This window comes from Pseudarthrobacter adonitolis (genome assembly GCF_055412845.1).
Map to the genome: position 1 here is coordinate 505,923 of NZ_JBVAYW010000001.1, position 14,504 is coordinate 520,426.

General features: G+C 60.7%; 10 protein-coding genes. 7 read left to right on the forward strand and 3 right to left on the reverse strand.

Annotated elements, in window-relative coordinates:
• Nucleotides 1–46: 46 nt before the first annotated feature.
• A complete protein-coding gene (locus ACZYZ4_RS02475; protein WP_003804966.1) occupies nt 47–295 on the reverse strand; it encodes a WhiB family transcriptional regulator in 249 nt (82 codons plus the stop codon).
• A 231-nt stretch (nt 296–526) separates the two neighbouring features.
• Here ACZYZ4_RS02475 and ACZYZ4_RS02480 point away from each other — a divergent pair, with 231 nt between their 5' ends.
• Nucleotides 527–964, forward strand: coding sequence for a hypothetical protein (locus ACZYZ4_RS02480; protein WP_463857842.1), 438 nt, complete (start codon nt 527–529; stop codon nt 962–964).
• Between the two features lie 16 nt (nt 965–980).
• On the opposite strand, the gene ACZYZ4_RS02485 is transcribed toward ACZYZ4_RS02480, so the two are convergent.
• A complete protein-coding gene (locus ACZYZ4_RS02485) occupies nt 981–4,991 on the reverse strand; it encodes a type VII secretion EssC family protein (protein ID WP_463857844.1) in 4,011 nt (1,336 codons plus the stop codon).
• A gap of 246 nt (nt 4,992–5,237) precedes the next feature.
• On the opposite strand from ACZYZ4_RS02485, the gene glf reads away from it, so the two are divergent.
• From glf to ACZYZ4_RS02515, 6 genes are all read left to right on the forward strand, one after another.
• On the forward strand, nt 5,238–6,425 hold the full coding sequence (gene glf / locus ACZYZ4_RS02490) for a UDP-galactopyranose mutase (protein WP_463857846.1): 1,188 nt from the start codon (nt 5,238–5,240) through the stop codon (nt 6,423–6,425).
• Nucleotides 6,422–8,437, forward strand: a complete 2,016-nt coding sequence (locus ACZYZ4_RS02495) for a glycosyltransferase (protein ID WP_463857848.1) — start codon at nt 6,422–6,424, stop codon at nt 8,435–8,437. Before glf ends, ACZYZ4_RS02495 begins: the two co-directional genes overlap by 4 nt.
• Entirely contained in the window at nt 8,434–9,315 is an 882-nt protein-coding gene (locus tag ACZYZ4_RS02500) for an ABC transporter permease (protein WP_463857850.1), read from the forward strand. Before ACZYZ4_RS02495 ends, ACZYZ4_RS02500 begins: the two co-directional genes overlap by 4 nt.
• Nucleotides 9,316–10,053 carry an ABC transporter ATP-binding protein gene (locus ACZYZ4_RS02505; protein WP_463857852.1) on the forward strand — a complete coding sequence of 246 codons (738 nt, stop codon included), beginning with the start codon at nt 9,316–9,318 and terminating at the stop codon, nt 10,051–10,053.
• Between the two features lie 479 nt (nt 10,054–10,532).
• Entirely contained in the window at nt 10,533–11,654 is a 1,122-nt protein-coding gene (locus tag ACZYZ4_RS02510; protein WP_463857854.1) for a glycosyltransferase, read from the forward strand.
• A 107-nt stretch (nt 11,655–11,761) separates the two neighbouring features.
• Entirely contained in the window at nt 11,762–13,762 is a 2,001-nt protein-coding gene (locus ACZYZ4_RS02515) for a DUF6541 family protein (protein ID WP_463857856.1), read from the forward strand.
• Between the two features lie 185 nt (nt 13,763–13,947).
• Here ACZYZ4_RS02515 and ACZYZ4_RS02520 read toward each other — a convergent pair.
• Nucleotides 13,948–14,504: helix-turn-helix domain-containing protein (locus ACZYZ4_RS02520; protein ID WP_463857858.1), on the reverse strand; the 557-nt coding region annotated here is incomplete at its 5' end.

A 14,504-nucleotide genomic window follows, 5' to 3' on the forward strand; every position in this document is an offset into this window, starting at 1 on the left:
CGGAAGGGTCGCGGCCATCGCCACTGAATGCTCTTGGTGTTTGGGCCTACGAAGCGCGGCGGGCGCGTGCGGCGCGGCGCTTAAGGGCGCGGCGTTCGTCTTCGCTCATGCCGCCCCAGACGCCGGCGTCCTGGCCGGACTCGAGAGCCCACTGGAGGCACGTGTCAACGACGGGGCAGCGGCGGCAAACGCTTTTGGCTTCCTCAATCTGGAGGAGGGCAGGCCCTGTGTTTCCTACGGGGAAAAACAGTTCCGGGTCCTTGTCGAGGCAAGCCGCGCGGTTACGCCAATCCATGCTGATCAGTTGCTCCAATTCTGGGATAAGCCGTTTGTGAAATAATTCACTAGTAGCTACAAAGGAAAAGGGCCCTCAGGGGCCCCCTTGGTCATCTCAGTCAAGCCTGTCATGTTAACGCTGTGTAAACAAGGGGTAATAGGGCTTGAAATCCCCGGATAGCTGAGCGATACATCACACGGGCATTGGCGACCCCCGCCACTGTCCGACTATCTCCGGTAGGGTGCCAGTGTGTCAAGACCCCCCATGAACCCTGCTGATCCGTCGCCTTCTGCCCGCCCGCGCGGGGTTGTGGCGATAGCGCTGGTTGTTGCCGCCGAGGCCACTGCGCTGTTGATTGCCGCCGCCTGGTATGGCTACGAACTCCTGACTGGTGCGCCGGTCCTGTCTTTTTGGGGTGCCGTTTTTACCCTGGGCCTGCTGCTCGCTTTCTCGGCCTGGCTCTATTCGGTGGGGCACTTCCTTTTCCGTGGGCGCCGGTGGACGCGGGCAGCGGCGCTGGTGGCCCAGTTGTTCGTCCTTACCATCGGCGTCCCCACCCTCACGGGCGGCGTTATCTGGGCAGGGATTGCCATGGTGGTGCCGGCACTTGCGGCCATAGTGCTCCTGTTCGACAAACGCGTCATCAGCTATGCGTCCCGGACCGGCGGGTTGCCCCCGGCACTCTAGGTGTATTACCGGCCATTTAGGCGGCCACTCCGTCCAGCGACCGATCCGGCGGTACCCAGCCCAGCTGGATGGCGGTGGCGCGGCCGTTCTGGATGAGGACGCTCCGTCCCGGTGGCGGGTTGGGTTCCGCCTCGAAGCGGACGCCTAGGAGGTCGCCGTCCATGAAGGTCCGGGGCGCGATCAGGATGCCGCAGCCCAGGTTGCGCGCCTGGAGGGCCAGCGGAACCCGCTGGGGGAGTATAGGGCTGTACCCGGCCGTCATTACCACCGTGATTCCGAGCGTGTTGAGGTCGGCAAGGTCGCGGTTGACGTCCTGCGGCAACAGGTCCGCATCGTCAACCAAGGCCACCGAGTTCCGTTCCAGACCGCCGGATGTCGCTTGGCGCAGGATCCCGGACCAGTAGGCTCCCGGTTCGGTGTCCTGCTCCGGCATAAGCCACGGTCCGGCTTCAGGGTTGAGCCTCGGCAGGAGCTGGAGAAATGACGACTTGCCCGACGCCGGGCCGCCCAGCACGGCCAGCACACCGCCCGCCGGTACCCGGACGGATACCGGTTCAAGTTCGTCGCCGCCCACGCCGACGCGGAGGACGCGCTGCCCAAGTGGGACCCTGGCTTTCAGCCCTTTCGGGACCTGAGGGGCCGCCCGGTTCAGGATCCCGGCCGCCGGTACGACGGCCGGCAGGGGCTCCACGCGGAATGGCCGACTCGTTAGGGGCACATCCTGCGCTTGGGTTATCCGCGCATCCACCGCTTCAGCGCCGGCAGCCGTGTAGAACTGGCAAACTGCCGTTCTTCCGCCCGAAAGTGCACCCACTGCCACGCCCCTTCCCACCACGGGCGCTGTCGGAGGCAGTTTCGGCCAGGCAATCCGGCTGGCGTCGCTTGATCCGGTCGGGAAATACACGCGGTTGGGAACGGCGGCGAAAAACCTGGAAGTGACCAGTTCCCGCTGTCCGGAGATGATCACCGTGATACCGGCCCGGCTTCCGTCACGGACAAGGTCATGGAGAACGTCCTCGGCCCACGCCAACGGCCCGGCACGGAAGGCCGAGAGCCAGGATCCCCAGCCGGCGATCACCAACACGAGCGGTATGTCATCGTCAGCGGCGGGACGTCCAAGCCGGAGTGACTGCTCCCGTGCCAGACGCTCCAAGATGCGTACGGCGCGGCGAAGCTCGTGCAGTCCTGCCCTGGCGCCCACCCGGCAGTGGGAAGCCAACCCCGCGAACGAACTGTCCGAGTCCAGCACATACAAGTGCGATTCCCGGGAGTGGGATGCCAAGCCGAGGACTGCCAGCCGGATGGCCTCGGGCACTCCTGATTCCGCTCCGCCGACCAGCGCCAGGTGTCCGTGGCCGGCAGGTTCCCAGGTCAAAGGGGCCGTTCGCTGTTCGGCAGGCAGATCCATCAGGCCGAGCGTGACGGACCAGCTGGCACCACCGCCGTCGGCCTTCGTTTTATAACGGGCACTATCGTCGTCAGAGTCGCCTTCAGCGGCCTCGGGGGTAGACGATCCTGCGGGTTCGGGGAGGAGGCAGGGGAGCGGTGCAGCAATCGGCTTCCGGATGGCTGGACGGTTCATGGCCTCCCACAACCCGGACATGGAAGCTATCAACGGGGCGGTTGCCTCGGCAGGAGTCGGATCGCTGCCGGCGGATCCGGAACCCTCCGGTACGGCAGGGGCATCAATGTACTCGGCGGCCAACCATACCGAGACTCCGGCCGGTTCGGACCGGATGGCTCCGGCTGTCAGGGATCCGGCCTGGAACTCCAGGGGAGTCTCCGTTCCGCGCGCCAGGTAGGCCCGCCCCGGCGTATCCACGCTGATCCCTGCGGCGGCCTTCGAATTGATGATGTCCACCGACTCCATTTCCGACTGGACGCGCAACGCGATGCTGGTGGTGACGTTGGCGCGGATATCGGCAGTCAGCGCGCCCTGGGGCCGTTGCGTGGCCATGATCAGGTGGATGCCCAGGGAACGGCCGATGGCGGCGATCCTCATGAGTTCCCTGAGCGACTCGGGGGCATCCTCCACCAGCATGCGGAACTCATCGATGACAATCACGAGGTGGGGGAGCGGCGAAGCCCTGCCCGCCGACGTCGCCCGGAATGACGTCAGGTCCGGCGCCTGAACTGCTGCGAGGGTCTCCTCGCGGTACCTGATTTCAGCGCGGAGGGATTGCAGGGACCGATCGAGCTCGTGGCTGCTCAGGTCGGTGAGCATTCCCACACAGTGCGGGAGCCCGGTCAGCGGTCCGAGTCCCGAGCCGCCCTTGAAATCCACAAAGAGGAAATTGATGCGGTCCGGCGCGTAGCTGAGGGCCAGGGCTACGGTCAGGGTGCGCAAGAGTTCGGACTTTCCCGAGCCGGTGGTGCCGGCGACCAGCAGGTGCGGGCCGTTGGTTTGGAGATCGAGCAAACGGACACCGTCCAGCCCGCGGCCGATGGGAACGGCCAGCCCGGGACGGCTGCTATTCACTGACCACCGTCGGGTGGTTTCGTGCGTGGCGTGGGGGAGCAGGTCCGCAAGCGGGCAGGACGTGGGGATGGTCCGTCCTGCGCCGCCGGGCTTGGTGGCCTCCCGCGCCAGACGACGGCAAAACCTGTTGAAGACGTCAACGGGCGCAAGATCAGGGGCGAAGCGGATGCTTTCGTCGCCGGGATTGAACACGGAAGAGCGTTCGCAGAGTTCCACGTCGGCTGTCGTCAGCACGGTCCCGCCTTCCGGGGCATGGATGACCTGCCACCCGTGTTCCAAGGCCGTGGCGGTGATCCTGGCCGCGGACTCTGTGCCGTCCATAAGAAGGAGCAGGCCGTGTCCATGAGTAGGTCCGAAGCCTTGTTCGAGCAGGGTCCCGACGCTACTGGAGTTACTGGAAAGCGTGAATCCGTCCAGATATCGTGCGGCGAGGGGGAGATGCTCCGCCTTGCCATGGATGACCACCCGGGTGTTCCGGCCCAGCGGATAGCCGGCGAGCTGCATCAGGAGTGAGCGCACCAGCCCGTCGACGGCGGCGCGGGGCCCGCGGATGGTGGTGAGGGGCCTGGCAGGACTGAGCGTGAGCGGCATCATGCCGGCTGAAGGAATTGACCGGCCCGGATCCGTCGGCTCGAACCGGAGGTTGGCCGGCTGAATTGCCTGGCCCAGCCGCAGCCAGATGCCCTCGTTGGTGACCGGCCAGGCCCGGTCCCTACCTGAAGTACCCCCGATGGTCAGGTCCGAGAGCGGCGGCGCGGCCCGCCGTCGTCGTTCCTGGTCATGGGTGACGGCGGTCTTGACCGCGGCAGCGAGTTCGCGGCGTTGCCGGCGCCCGCCGATCACGGGAACCAGGATGGAGATTGCCGAGACGGCGGTGAAGGCCAGGAACATCCACATCCCGGTCATAACGGCAAGGCCCACGCCGATGACCACCGGCAGGACAGCCGTCAGGAGCAGGGCCGCGCGGTTCGTGGGATCGTCGCGGCGGTTGACGACCAACGACTCATGAACATCCATCCCCGCGTCGTCCAGGCCGGCGCCGGAACGCTCAAGGAACACCAACGACATGGTGGAGTTTCCGCAACAAATGGTGGAGCCGGTGGAAATCACGGCATTCCGCACGCGCTCGCCGTCCACGTCGGTGCCGTTGGCACTGTCCAGATCAATAATCGTGATGGCAGTCTCGGTGACCACCAGGCGTGCGTGGGCGCGCGAAAGGTCGGCGTCGGGGATGAGAATGTCGGCATTGCTGCGGCCGATGGTGTACGTGCCCCGCCGCAGCGGCACAACTGTCCCTGCGCCGGCACCGCTATGGACCGCCAGGGCCAGTGACGCCGGAGCCTCGGAGGCGCGCTGCCTGGACCTGCGTGCCGTCAGGTCCGCGCCATCGACGAGTGTGGCCCCGTTGACCAGCGGAGGCCGTCCGAGTGTGAGCGAACTGACATCCAGGTTGTCGACGGACACAATCCCGGTCCCGAATTTGCCCGCCAGCGCGGCCTGCAGTTCCGCACCGGCAGCCCCGTCCGGAGCCTCGATGGTCAGCTCCACGGGCGGTTCCTGGCGAGCTGCGCCCGGGCTGCGAACGAGCGTGCAGTGCATGGGCATAATATGAAAGTCCTAACGGTCGGCTTGTCTTCAAGCTAGCCATCAGGCAGGCGGGTGTCGTGGGGGTGATGGCCGTATGTGGATAAGGGCTGAGCTGGCGGATTAGTAGGTCACGATGGGGTCTCGGGTAGGCTGGTGCAGCAGACAATGCGCACCATTGCGCTGCCCGCTTTCGAACCAGGAGATTTTGTGACCGCTGACCTCGTCATCGTAGGGTCTGGCTTTTTCGGCCTGACAATCGCAGAACAGGCCGCCACTGAGCTCGGCTTGAAGGTGGTCGTCCTCGACCGCCGCCACCACATCGGTGGGAACGCGTACAGCGAAAAGGAAGAGCAGACCGGGATCGAAGTGCACCGCTACGGCGCGCACCTGTTCCACACCTCCAACGAGCGCGTGTGGGAGTACGTCAACCGGTTTACCACCTTCACGAACTACGTCCACAAGGTCTATGGCGTGCACAAGGGCGAGGTCTACTCACTGCCCATCAACCTGGCCACCATCAACCAGTTCTTCCGCGCCAACCTGACACCAGGTCAGGCGCAGGCTCTGATTCAGGAACAGGCGGGCGAACTCGCGGGGACTGATCCGCAGAACCTGAATGACAAGGGCATCCAGCTCATCGGGCGGCCGCTCTACGAGGCGTTCATCAAGCACTACACCGGCAAGCAGTGGCAGACCGATCCCAAGGACCTTCCGGCGGGCATCATCTCCCGGCTCCCGGTGCGCTACAACTACGACAACCGGTACTTCAATGACAAGTACGAGGGCCTGCCCACCAACGGCTACACGGCGTGGATCGAAAAGATGGCGGAGCACCCGAACATCGAAGTCCGGCTCAACACCGACTTCTTCGATGAGTCGCACGAGTACAGCAAGGACAAGGTCGTCGGCAACATCCCCGTTATCTATACGGGTCCAGTTGACCGTTACTTCGATTTCGCGGAAGGCGACCTTTCGTGGCGCACCATCGACTTCGAGAAGGAAGTGCTCGACGTCGGCGATTTCCAGGGAACGTCGGTGGTCAACTACAACGATGCCGATGTGGCGCACACGCGAATCATCGAGCCGCGCCACTTCCACCCCGAGCGGGAGTACCAGACGGAAAAGACCGTCGTCATGCGCGAATTCTCGCGTGCCGCCGAAAAGGGCGACGAGCCCTACTACCCGATCAACACGCCCACGGACCGGGAACGCCTGCTGAAGTATCGAGACCTGGCAGCAGCCGAGAAGGACGTGCTCTTCGGCGGACGCCTTGGCACTTACAAGTACCTCGACATGCACATGGCCATCGGCTCAGCCCTGACCATGTTCGACAACCAGATCCGGCCGCATTTTAAAGGCGGAGCGAAGCTTGAAAGCGGAGGCGTAGACGCATGAGTGTCTCAACCCAAAGCCCGAAGGGCACCGATAGCCTGAATTTCAGCGAACAGCGCTGGGACACGCTGCAGCGCGTCATCCTTCCGAGCGCCAGCCAAATGGATACGGTGCCGCTGTACATGGACATGGGCACCGCTACTGGTATCCAGCTCCCCACCGGCGGCGACCGCGACGGAAAGGCCAGCAAACCGCAGGCCTTCAGCAGCCCGACGAAGGAAGCCCACGTTGAGGACTTCCTCTCCCGTTTCTCGACGTCCGTCCGGTCCGGGGAGCGCGTCTCTTTCGGCAGCTACTTCAACGCTTTTCCGGCCAGCTACTGGCGCCGATGGACAACCGTTGAGAACGTCCGCCTGCATGTGCGCACGCAGGGAACCGGATCGGTCATCGTCTACAAGTCGAATGCGCGCGGTTCGCTGCAGCGCGTGGACACCCGCCGGGTGGAGGGAATTTCGGAGAACTTCTTCGATCTGTCCCTGGCACCGTTCGGCGACGGCGGCTGGTACTGGTTCGATCTCGTGGCCGGCTCTGAACCGCTCGTCATGCTGGACGCGGAATGGCAGGGCCCGGCGGCCGAGAGCCAGCCTGGTTCCGTGACGCTGCAGATCACGACGCTTAACAAGACGGACTTCTGCCTCAACAACTTGCGGCTTCTCGCTGACAGCGTCGAGGCGCTGGAACACGTCCACGAAATCCTGATCGTCGACCAGGGATCCCAGAAGGTTGCGGATGCGGAAGGCTTTGCGGAGGTCCGGGATTCCCTGCAGGGGAAACTGCGGATTATCAACCAGTCCAACCTCGGAGGCTCCGGAGGTTTTGCCCGGGGGATGTTCGAAGCTGTGGAGAATGGCAGCGATTACGTACTGCTGATGGATGATGACGTCGTCGTCGAGCCTGAAAGCATCATAAGGCTGCTGACGTTCGCGGACCGCTGCAAGACTCCTACGATTGTCGGCGGACACATGTTCGACCTGTACAACCGGACAGTCCTTCATACGTTCGGCGAAGTCGTGAACCCATACCGGTTCCAGCCGTCTTTGCCCAGTGATGAAATGATCCTGGGTCACGACTTCATGACGTCAAACCTGCGGCAGACGTCCTGGCTGCACCGCCGCTGCGATGTGGATTACAACGGCTGGTGGATGTGCCTGATTCCGACGAAGGTGATTCGCGAAATCGGGCTCTCCCTTCCGCTATTCATCAAGTGGGACGATTCAGAATACGGACTTCGAGCGAAGGCTCATGGCGTCCCCACGGTCTCTCTGCCCGGTTCAGCCGTCTGGCACGTGTCCTGGATCGACAAGGATGACCTTGTCGGCTGGCAGGCTTACTTCCACGCCCGTAACCGGGTGGTTGCAGCTCTACTGCACAGCCCCTATGAACATGGCGGACGCGTTGTCCGGGAATCCCAGTACATCGATGTCAAGCACCTGGTGTCGATGCAGTACGCCACCGCGCAAGGCCGTGGATGGGCCCTTGAAGACATCCTGAAGGGTCCGGATGCGTTACGGGACCTGCTCCCGTCCAAGCTGCCCCAGATCCGGGAAATGATGTCCGGGTACTCAGATTCCGTGTTCCGCCCCGACCCGGACGAGTTCCCCGCCCCGAAAATGGCCAAGCCCCCACGCAGGGGACACGGGATCTCACAGCCGTCCAAGTTCTCGCTCCTACCATGGGCAGCCAAGACCGTGATCCGGCAGCTTGCGTCTCCAGTCAGCGGATCGAATGCCGAGCGGCCGCAGGCGACTGTGGCCCACCAGGACAACCGCTGGTGGCGGATGGCCCAGTACGACAGCGCAGTGGTGTCCAACGCCGAGGGTACCGGCGCCTCCTGGTACCGGCGGGATCCGAAGCAGCTTCGGAAGATGCTGGCTGAAAGCGCACGCCTGCACGCAGAGCTCCTCAAGGACTGGCCGCAACTCAGCCGGAAGTACAAGGCCGCAATGAACGACCTCACGTCGATTGAGTCCTGGAGGAAGACGTTCGAGCAACACACTCAGAACGAGGTCAAGTGAGCGGGACCAGTGCCGGGGAACTAACGACGCCCGGACTGGGCGGCGGCCTGCGCGATCTTCGCCAGTCCAGCTTTTTGCTGAAACTGTTGGTGCGGAAGGAACTCAAGGTCCGCTACCGCGGTTCTGTTCTTGGACTCCTGTGGTCCTACGTGAAGCCCGGTGTGCAGTTCATTGTTTTCTATGTGGCACTTGGTGTATTCCTCGGGCTGGAACGGAGTCCGAGGAACCCTGAGGGCCTGGCCAACTACGCCGTTTACCTGTTTTCAGGCATCGTCCTGATCAATTTTTTCTCTGAGGCGTTGGGCAATGCGGCCAGGTCGATAGTCAACAATGGCAACCTGATCAAGAAGATCTATCTTCCGCGCGAGCTATTCCCAGTTGCGTCCGTATGGGTCTCGGCCGTCCACTTCTTCCCTCAACTGGTGGTGCTGGTGGCAGGCTGCCTTTTTGCTGGGTGGCACCCAGACGTCTTCCAGCTTCTTGCGGCCGTTGCCGGCTTTGCGATTGTTGGCTTGCTTGCAACCGGTCTGGGGTTGTTCTTCGGCGCCGCCAACGTCTACTTCCGCGACTCTGAAAACCTCGTGGACATGTTGCTGATGGTAGCGACTTGGGCCTCACCTGTGATGTATGCGTGGACGATGGTGGAGCAGAAACTCGGCACCGCGGCCTTTGCCGTCTACCAGGCCAACCCGGTGACTATTGGCGTCGAATTGTTCCACTATGCTTTCTGGTTCCCGACAACGGACGGATCCGTGGCCATGCCTCCGAATTTGTTCAGCCTGTGGACTCCGGTCGGCCTGGCAATTGCACTGTTGGTCCTGGTCTTGGGCCAATTCACTTTTCGGCGGCTCGAAGGCCGCTTCGCGCAGGAGCTGTGAGTGGTCAACGCAATCGAAGTCTCTGATGTCAGCAAGCAATTCGTGCTGAGGCATACCCGGTCCATCAAGGAAGCTGTCGTCTGGCTTGCCAAGGGACGAAAAGGCGACCTGTCCCAAAAATTCCACGCACTGAAGAACGTATCGGTGGAGGTGAAGACGGGCGAGACGGTCGCGCTCTTGGGACTCAACGGCTCGGGTAAATCCACACTGCTGAAACACATCTCTGGAGTGATGCTGCCTGACTCCGGCACAGTTCGTACACGGGGTCGTGTCGCAGGACTTATTGAAGTCGGGGCAGGGTTTCATCCGGACCTCTCCGGTCGCGATAACGTGTACCTCAATGGTGCGATCTTAGGGATGACCGAGCCTCAGATCAATCAACAATTTGACTCAATCGTCGAGTTTGCCGAAATAGGCGAATTCATCGACACCGAAGTCAAGTTCTATTCGTCCGGAATGTATCTCCGCCTAGCGTTTTCAGTTGCGGTCCATACAGATCCCGAGGTGTTTTTGGTCGATGAGATCCTCGCTGTCGGGGATGAGCCTTTCCAGCGCAAGTGCCTGGACAAGATCAAGGCACTGTCTGCTGCAGGGAAGACCCTTGTGGTCGTGAGCCATGATCTTGATCTCGTCTCCAGGATATGTGACCGAGGGGTTGTCCTAAGGCATGGCAGTGTGGTGTTCGACGGACCCGTCCAGGACGCCGTACAGCGGCTCCGGGCCGATAGTTCACGCTGATGCACGTGCAGTTCCCGACGGATACAAATTCAGGAATCAGCAGCGCTAAGGGGGAGTGTAGCGCTCCGCAGCGTGAAACGGACGCTCCGGTGCTAGGAGTTCCGACTGGGACCCGAAAGGGCCCTTCCGCACCGATATCCAGTCGCTTCGCGCGCTAGCCGTAATTCTCGTTGTACTCAATCACCTCTGGCCGCTCCGGCTGCCCGGCGGTTATGTCGGCGTTGACGGCTTCTTTGTCATCTCGGGATTTCTGATCACGTCTCACCTAAGCAAAAGAGCTTTTCGTAAGCGGAACGGTGCGACTGGGACGGTTCTACGCACGGCGTGCTCGGCGGCTACTTCCCGCGGCCTTTACAGTAGTAGTCGATGCACGGGGCAGATGGCGCCGTGCGTTGCTGGCCTGCCAGCCAGCCGATTCGGACTCTACGGTTCTTAGGATATAAATTGAAAACCTATAAATTGTCTAGCAGAAGGCCAATATGAGGATCCTCTATGTCCTGACTGACGCCAAAATCGGCGGGGCAGAGACTCTCGTTGAGACTCTTGCGCTGCGAAAGTTCCCCGAAGATAATGTTGGTTTGATCGTTCTTCTCGGACCAGACCAACTGAGCTCACGCCTTGAACGGGCGTTTGAGTCAGTCGAATATCTAAACGTTTCGGAGCATTCAAGAAACTTATTGGGAATGGTGCGTGGACTAGAATCGGCTGCGAAACGCTTCCGTCCGGATGTCATTCACTCAAATTTGTTCCATGCCGACTTAGTCACGATGTTGGCACGAACCGCGGGCGTGCCCAAGGTAACTACTATTCACACGCAGGGTTTCGGACCGAGGGACCATCCGTTGACAAAGCTGATTGCGCGTGTTGTGGGCCGCTGCTCGTTTCGCTTTGATGCTGCGATTCCAACTCCCGGGAGCCATAACTTTGCTCGACGCTTGGGGTTCCGCAACCTAGTTGATTCGATTCCTAACTCGGCCGATATTCCAGATGCCGCGCTATTCAATGAAGAAAGCCGAATCTTTAGCTCAATCGGACGATTTCACCCCGTAAAGGGCCACGCGGTGCTTTTCAGGTCTTTCGCAGAAGTGCTGCGCAAACATCCAGATTGGAAGCTTGTATGTACTGGGCCTGGTCTGGACTTGAGCAATGTTGAACTATTGCAAATCATCGAAGGTGCAGGTATCAGGGCGGCATTGGAGAACGGTTCTCTAGTCCTGAACGGCAGTACAGATGACGTCCAGGCTGTTCTTGGGGCATCGTCCGCGTTAATTATTTCTAGTCTCTATGGCGAGACGTTCCCCATGGTGGGTGTCGAGGCCAACGGTGCGGGAATACCAGTGATTGCAACTGATGTAGGGAAATCGGGCATCTTCGCTTTCGATGACTCTTATGTAGTGCCGCCCGGAGATGCCGATGCTCTAGCCGCAGCCATGAATCGGTACGCGGGACTTAGCAGCAGCGATCGCCTTGCCATGTCTAGGGCAGTTCGTACACGCGCCGTAACTGAATTCGACCCTCGCAAGCTCGTGGCCCGATATCGGGATATTTACACTCGAGTCATTGCGCGGCGAGCGGGGCGGCCAGACTTAGCGACAGAATAACGGGCTTAGTCGCCCTGCCATCTTCTAAGTCCGTGTAGCAGGCACGTAACTGGTGTGTCGTGTTTGGCCACGGACTTGCTTGAACTGCAATCTTATTCGGAGCACTTATGATCTACTGGCAGCTTGCCCCCGCACTCATCTCAGCAACTCTAATTTTGCTCGTACCGGGCCTCGTTGTCGCTAGGGCAGCGGGCGCCCGGGGCTGGCTTCTGGCTGGGACTGCGGGGCCCACAAGTGTCACGCTCATTGCGGTGACGGCAATCGCCACAGGCTTTCTCCACCTACCTTGGAGTGTATTCGCGGTTGTCATCAATGCCATTATCGTGGCCGTGATGGTGGCTGTCGGTAGGTTCCACTGCACACGTTGGCGCAAACCGAACCTGAATATGCGCAAACGGAAGTCGAGGGTGATTGAGGCACCGAGGCTCGTTTCGGTGATGTCCCTAGTTGTGCCGTTTGTTTTGATTCTCTGGCGCTTCGGTGAAATTATCGGGCAACCCGGAAATATCTCCCAAACGTTCGACAATATTTTCCACCTAAATGCCATCCGGTACATTGAGGACACGGGGCGTGCTTCCTCTTTACTGGTCGCTGGCTTCACTTCATCATCGGGCCAGGCTGGTTTCTATCCGGCAGCATGGCATGACTTTGTTTCGTTAGTCGCGCAAGTGAGTGGCACCGCTATTCCGGAATCTGTAAATGCTACAAACATGATCGTCGCTTCCGTGTTGTGGCCGCTGTCCTCTATGTTGTTGGTAGTCACCCTGTTTGGCAGCCGTACGGTTACATTGCTGGCCAGTGGTGTGTTGGTGTCGGGCTTTGCATCGTTCCCGTACCTCATGGTTGATTTCGGCGTTTTGTATCCAAATTTCTTATCTATCGCGATGCTCCCTGCTGCCATAGCCTTGACCGTAGTTGTTCTGCATCTTGGCAAAAGCGTCGAAGAAAGCTGGACCCTGGGCTCCGGCCTTTTGATCGCTGTGCTGCCAGGTTTGGCGCTAGCCCACCCCAGTACACTCTTAGCCCTAATGCCGTGGACGTTACCGGCAGTGGCGACGGCGACTTATCGTCGCGTAAAGGATGGGGCGAAACATACCGACTCACTAGTGCAACGTTGGATGCCGGTGCTCGCCCTATTTGGCTACATAGCCGTGATGGTCATTCTCTGGAAGTCGCTTCGCCCCGACGAATCAATGTCGACATGGGAGCCGATCCAGAGCCTTAGCCAGGCCATCGGTCAGGCTATATCTTCAGCACCGATTAGCGGACCCGTTCCTTGGGCCATATTTATGCTGACAATTGCCGGGATCTTTGCCCTTGTAAAGGACTCCGGGTCACGATGGTACTTGGGTGTCTTTCTCGTTTCGTGTCTTGCGTTCGTAGTTGTCTCAGGGGCAAAGTTTGGGCCCCTGCGAACGTTTGTGGGTGGAATTTGGTACAACGATCCATACCGACCTGCGGCGCTCCTGCCAGTGGCAGCCCTGCCTGTTGCTGCCTATGGCGCGACGTTGTTGTGGGACAGCCTAGCCAAGCGAGCCAATTCCATAACCCTTCCTGATTCGGTGCTGAAAATGACAGTCAAGCCACCCAAATTGGTGATAGGTGCCTTGGGCGTATGCATCGTCTTGCTGTTCATTGGGGCTGTCCAACGGGGGGCTGTGACCTTTGCAGTGTCGAAGGCCGCCCAAAACTATAAGTTTGACGCTCATTCGCCGCTCCTTTCGGCTGACGAAAGGAAGCTGTTGAGCAGAGTTCCTAATTCGGTCGCACCCCAAAACACCCTGATTGCGAGCCCTTGGACCGGCGCGTCGCTGGTCTACGCGCTGGCCGATCGCCGGTCCTTGACGGCTCACGTGTTTGGGACCTATGACGACTCCACGGGGACCGTCCTGCAGCATCTTGACGAGATGTCGTCTGACCCTCGCGTCTGTCAAGCTGTACAAAGCCTGCAAAGTTACTACGTACTAGATTTCGGTACCGCCGAGGTACACGGCCAGAGCCATCCATTTCCTGGAACTAGTGGACTGACAGAAAGCCGAAATTTCGCCTTGGTCGATTCCGAGGGGGCGGCCAAACTCTACAGAGTTATTGGCTGTGCAGCATCCTGACCGTTCTCGGCAGCCATCCGTCAGCGGGTGCTCTCCCTGCCACTTGCGTGATCCGTTCCACCAGCATGGGACCGTTGTAGCCCGACGTTTGCCACCCTCATGGAACCGGGACCGACAGTACGGTGTTTACCGGCGGATAAACGGCTCTTCAAGGTTCCCGGGGAATGGTCTGCTGAGATGAATGCTCATGCTGCCATCCGGGCTGCACTTCTCAAGAGAATACGCGATTTGTAGTTGTCCGGGTTGCTGCGGTCGCCGCGTGCTGTGGACTCCAGGGCGGGGTCGGTGGAGCACTTGAACGTCTCGATCCGGTGCGGCTGAATTTTCCACCGCCGCCAGATTCGGGCCACGGAGGAAAAGGAGATTCCGTGGCGTTCGGCCATGATGCGGGCAGACCAGTGCGAGATCCCAAGCTCCGCCGGCGGGTTTCCGTCGTTGGTCAGGGTGTCCGCGATCAGGGCGAGCTCGTCGATCTCCCGCTCCCGGCCCGGGCGCTGGACATCGAAGAGGGCCTCGATCCCGCCTTCGGCATAGCGGTTGCGCCACTTCAAAACCGTGGGTGCCGAAAACCCGGTGATCTTCTCGATCTGGATATTCGGCATCCCGTCGGCAGCCAACAAGACCGGCCCTTCGCATTTAGGCTTGGTTGGTCTGTCTAGTTCGATGCGGGCGGTGGCCGCCGGCGGCGAGTAGGCATCTGAGTCTGTAGTTGGGGAAGTTGCGGAAGCCACGGGCGATTCTG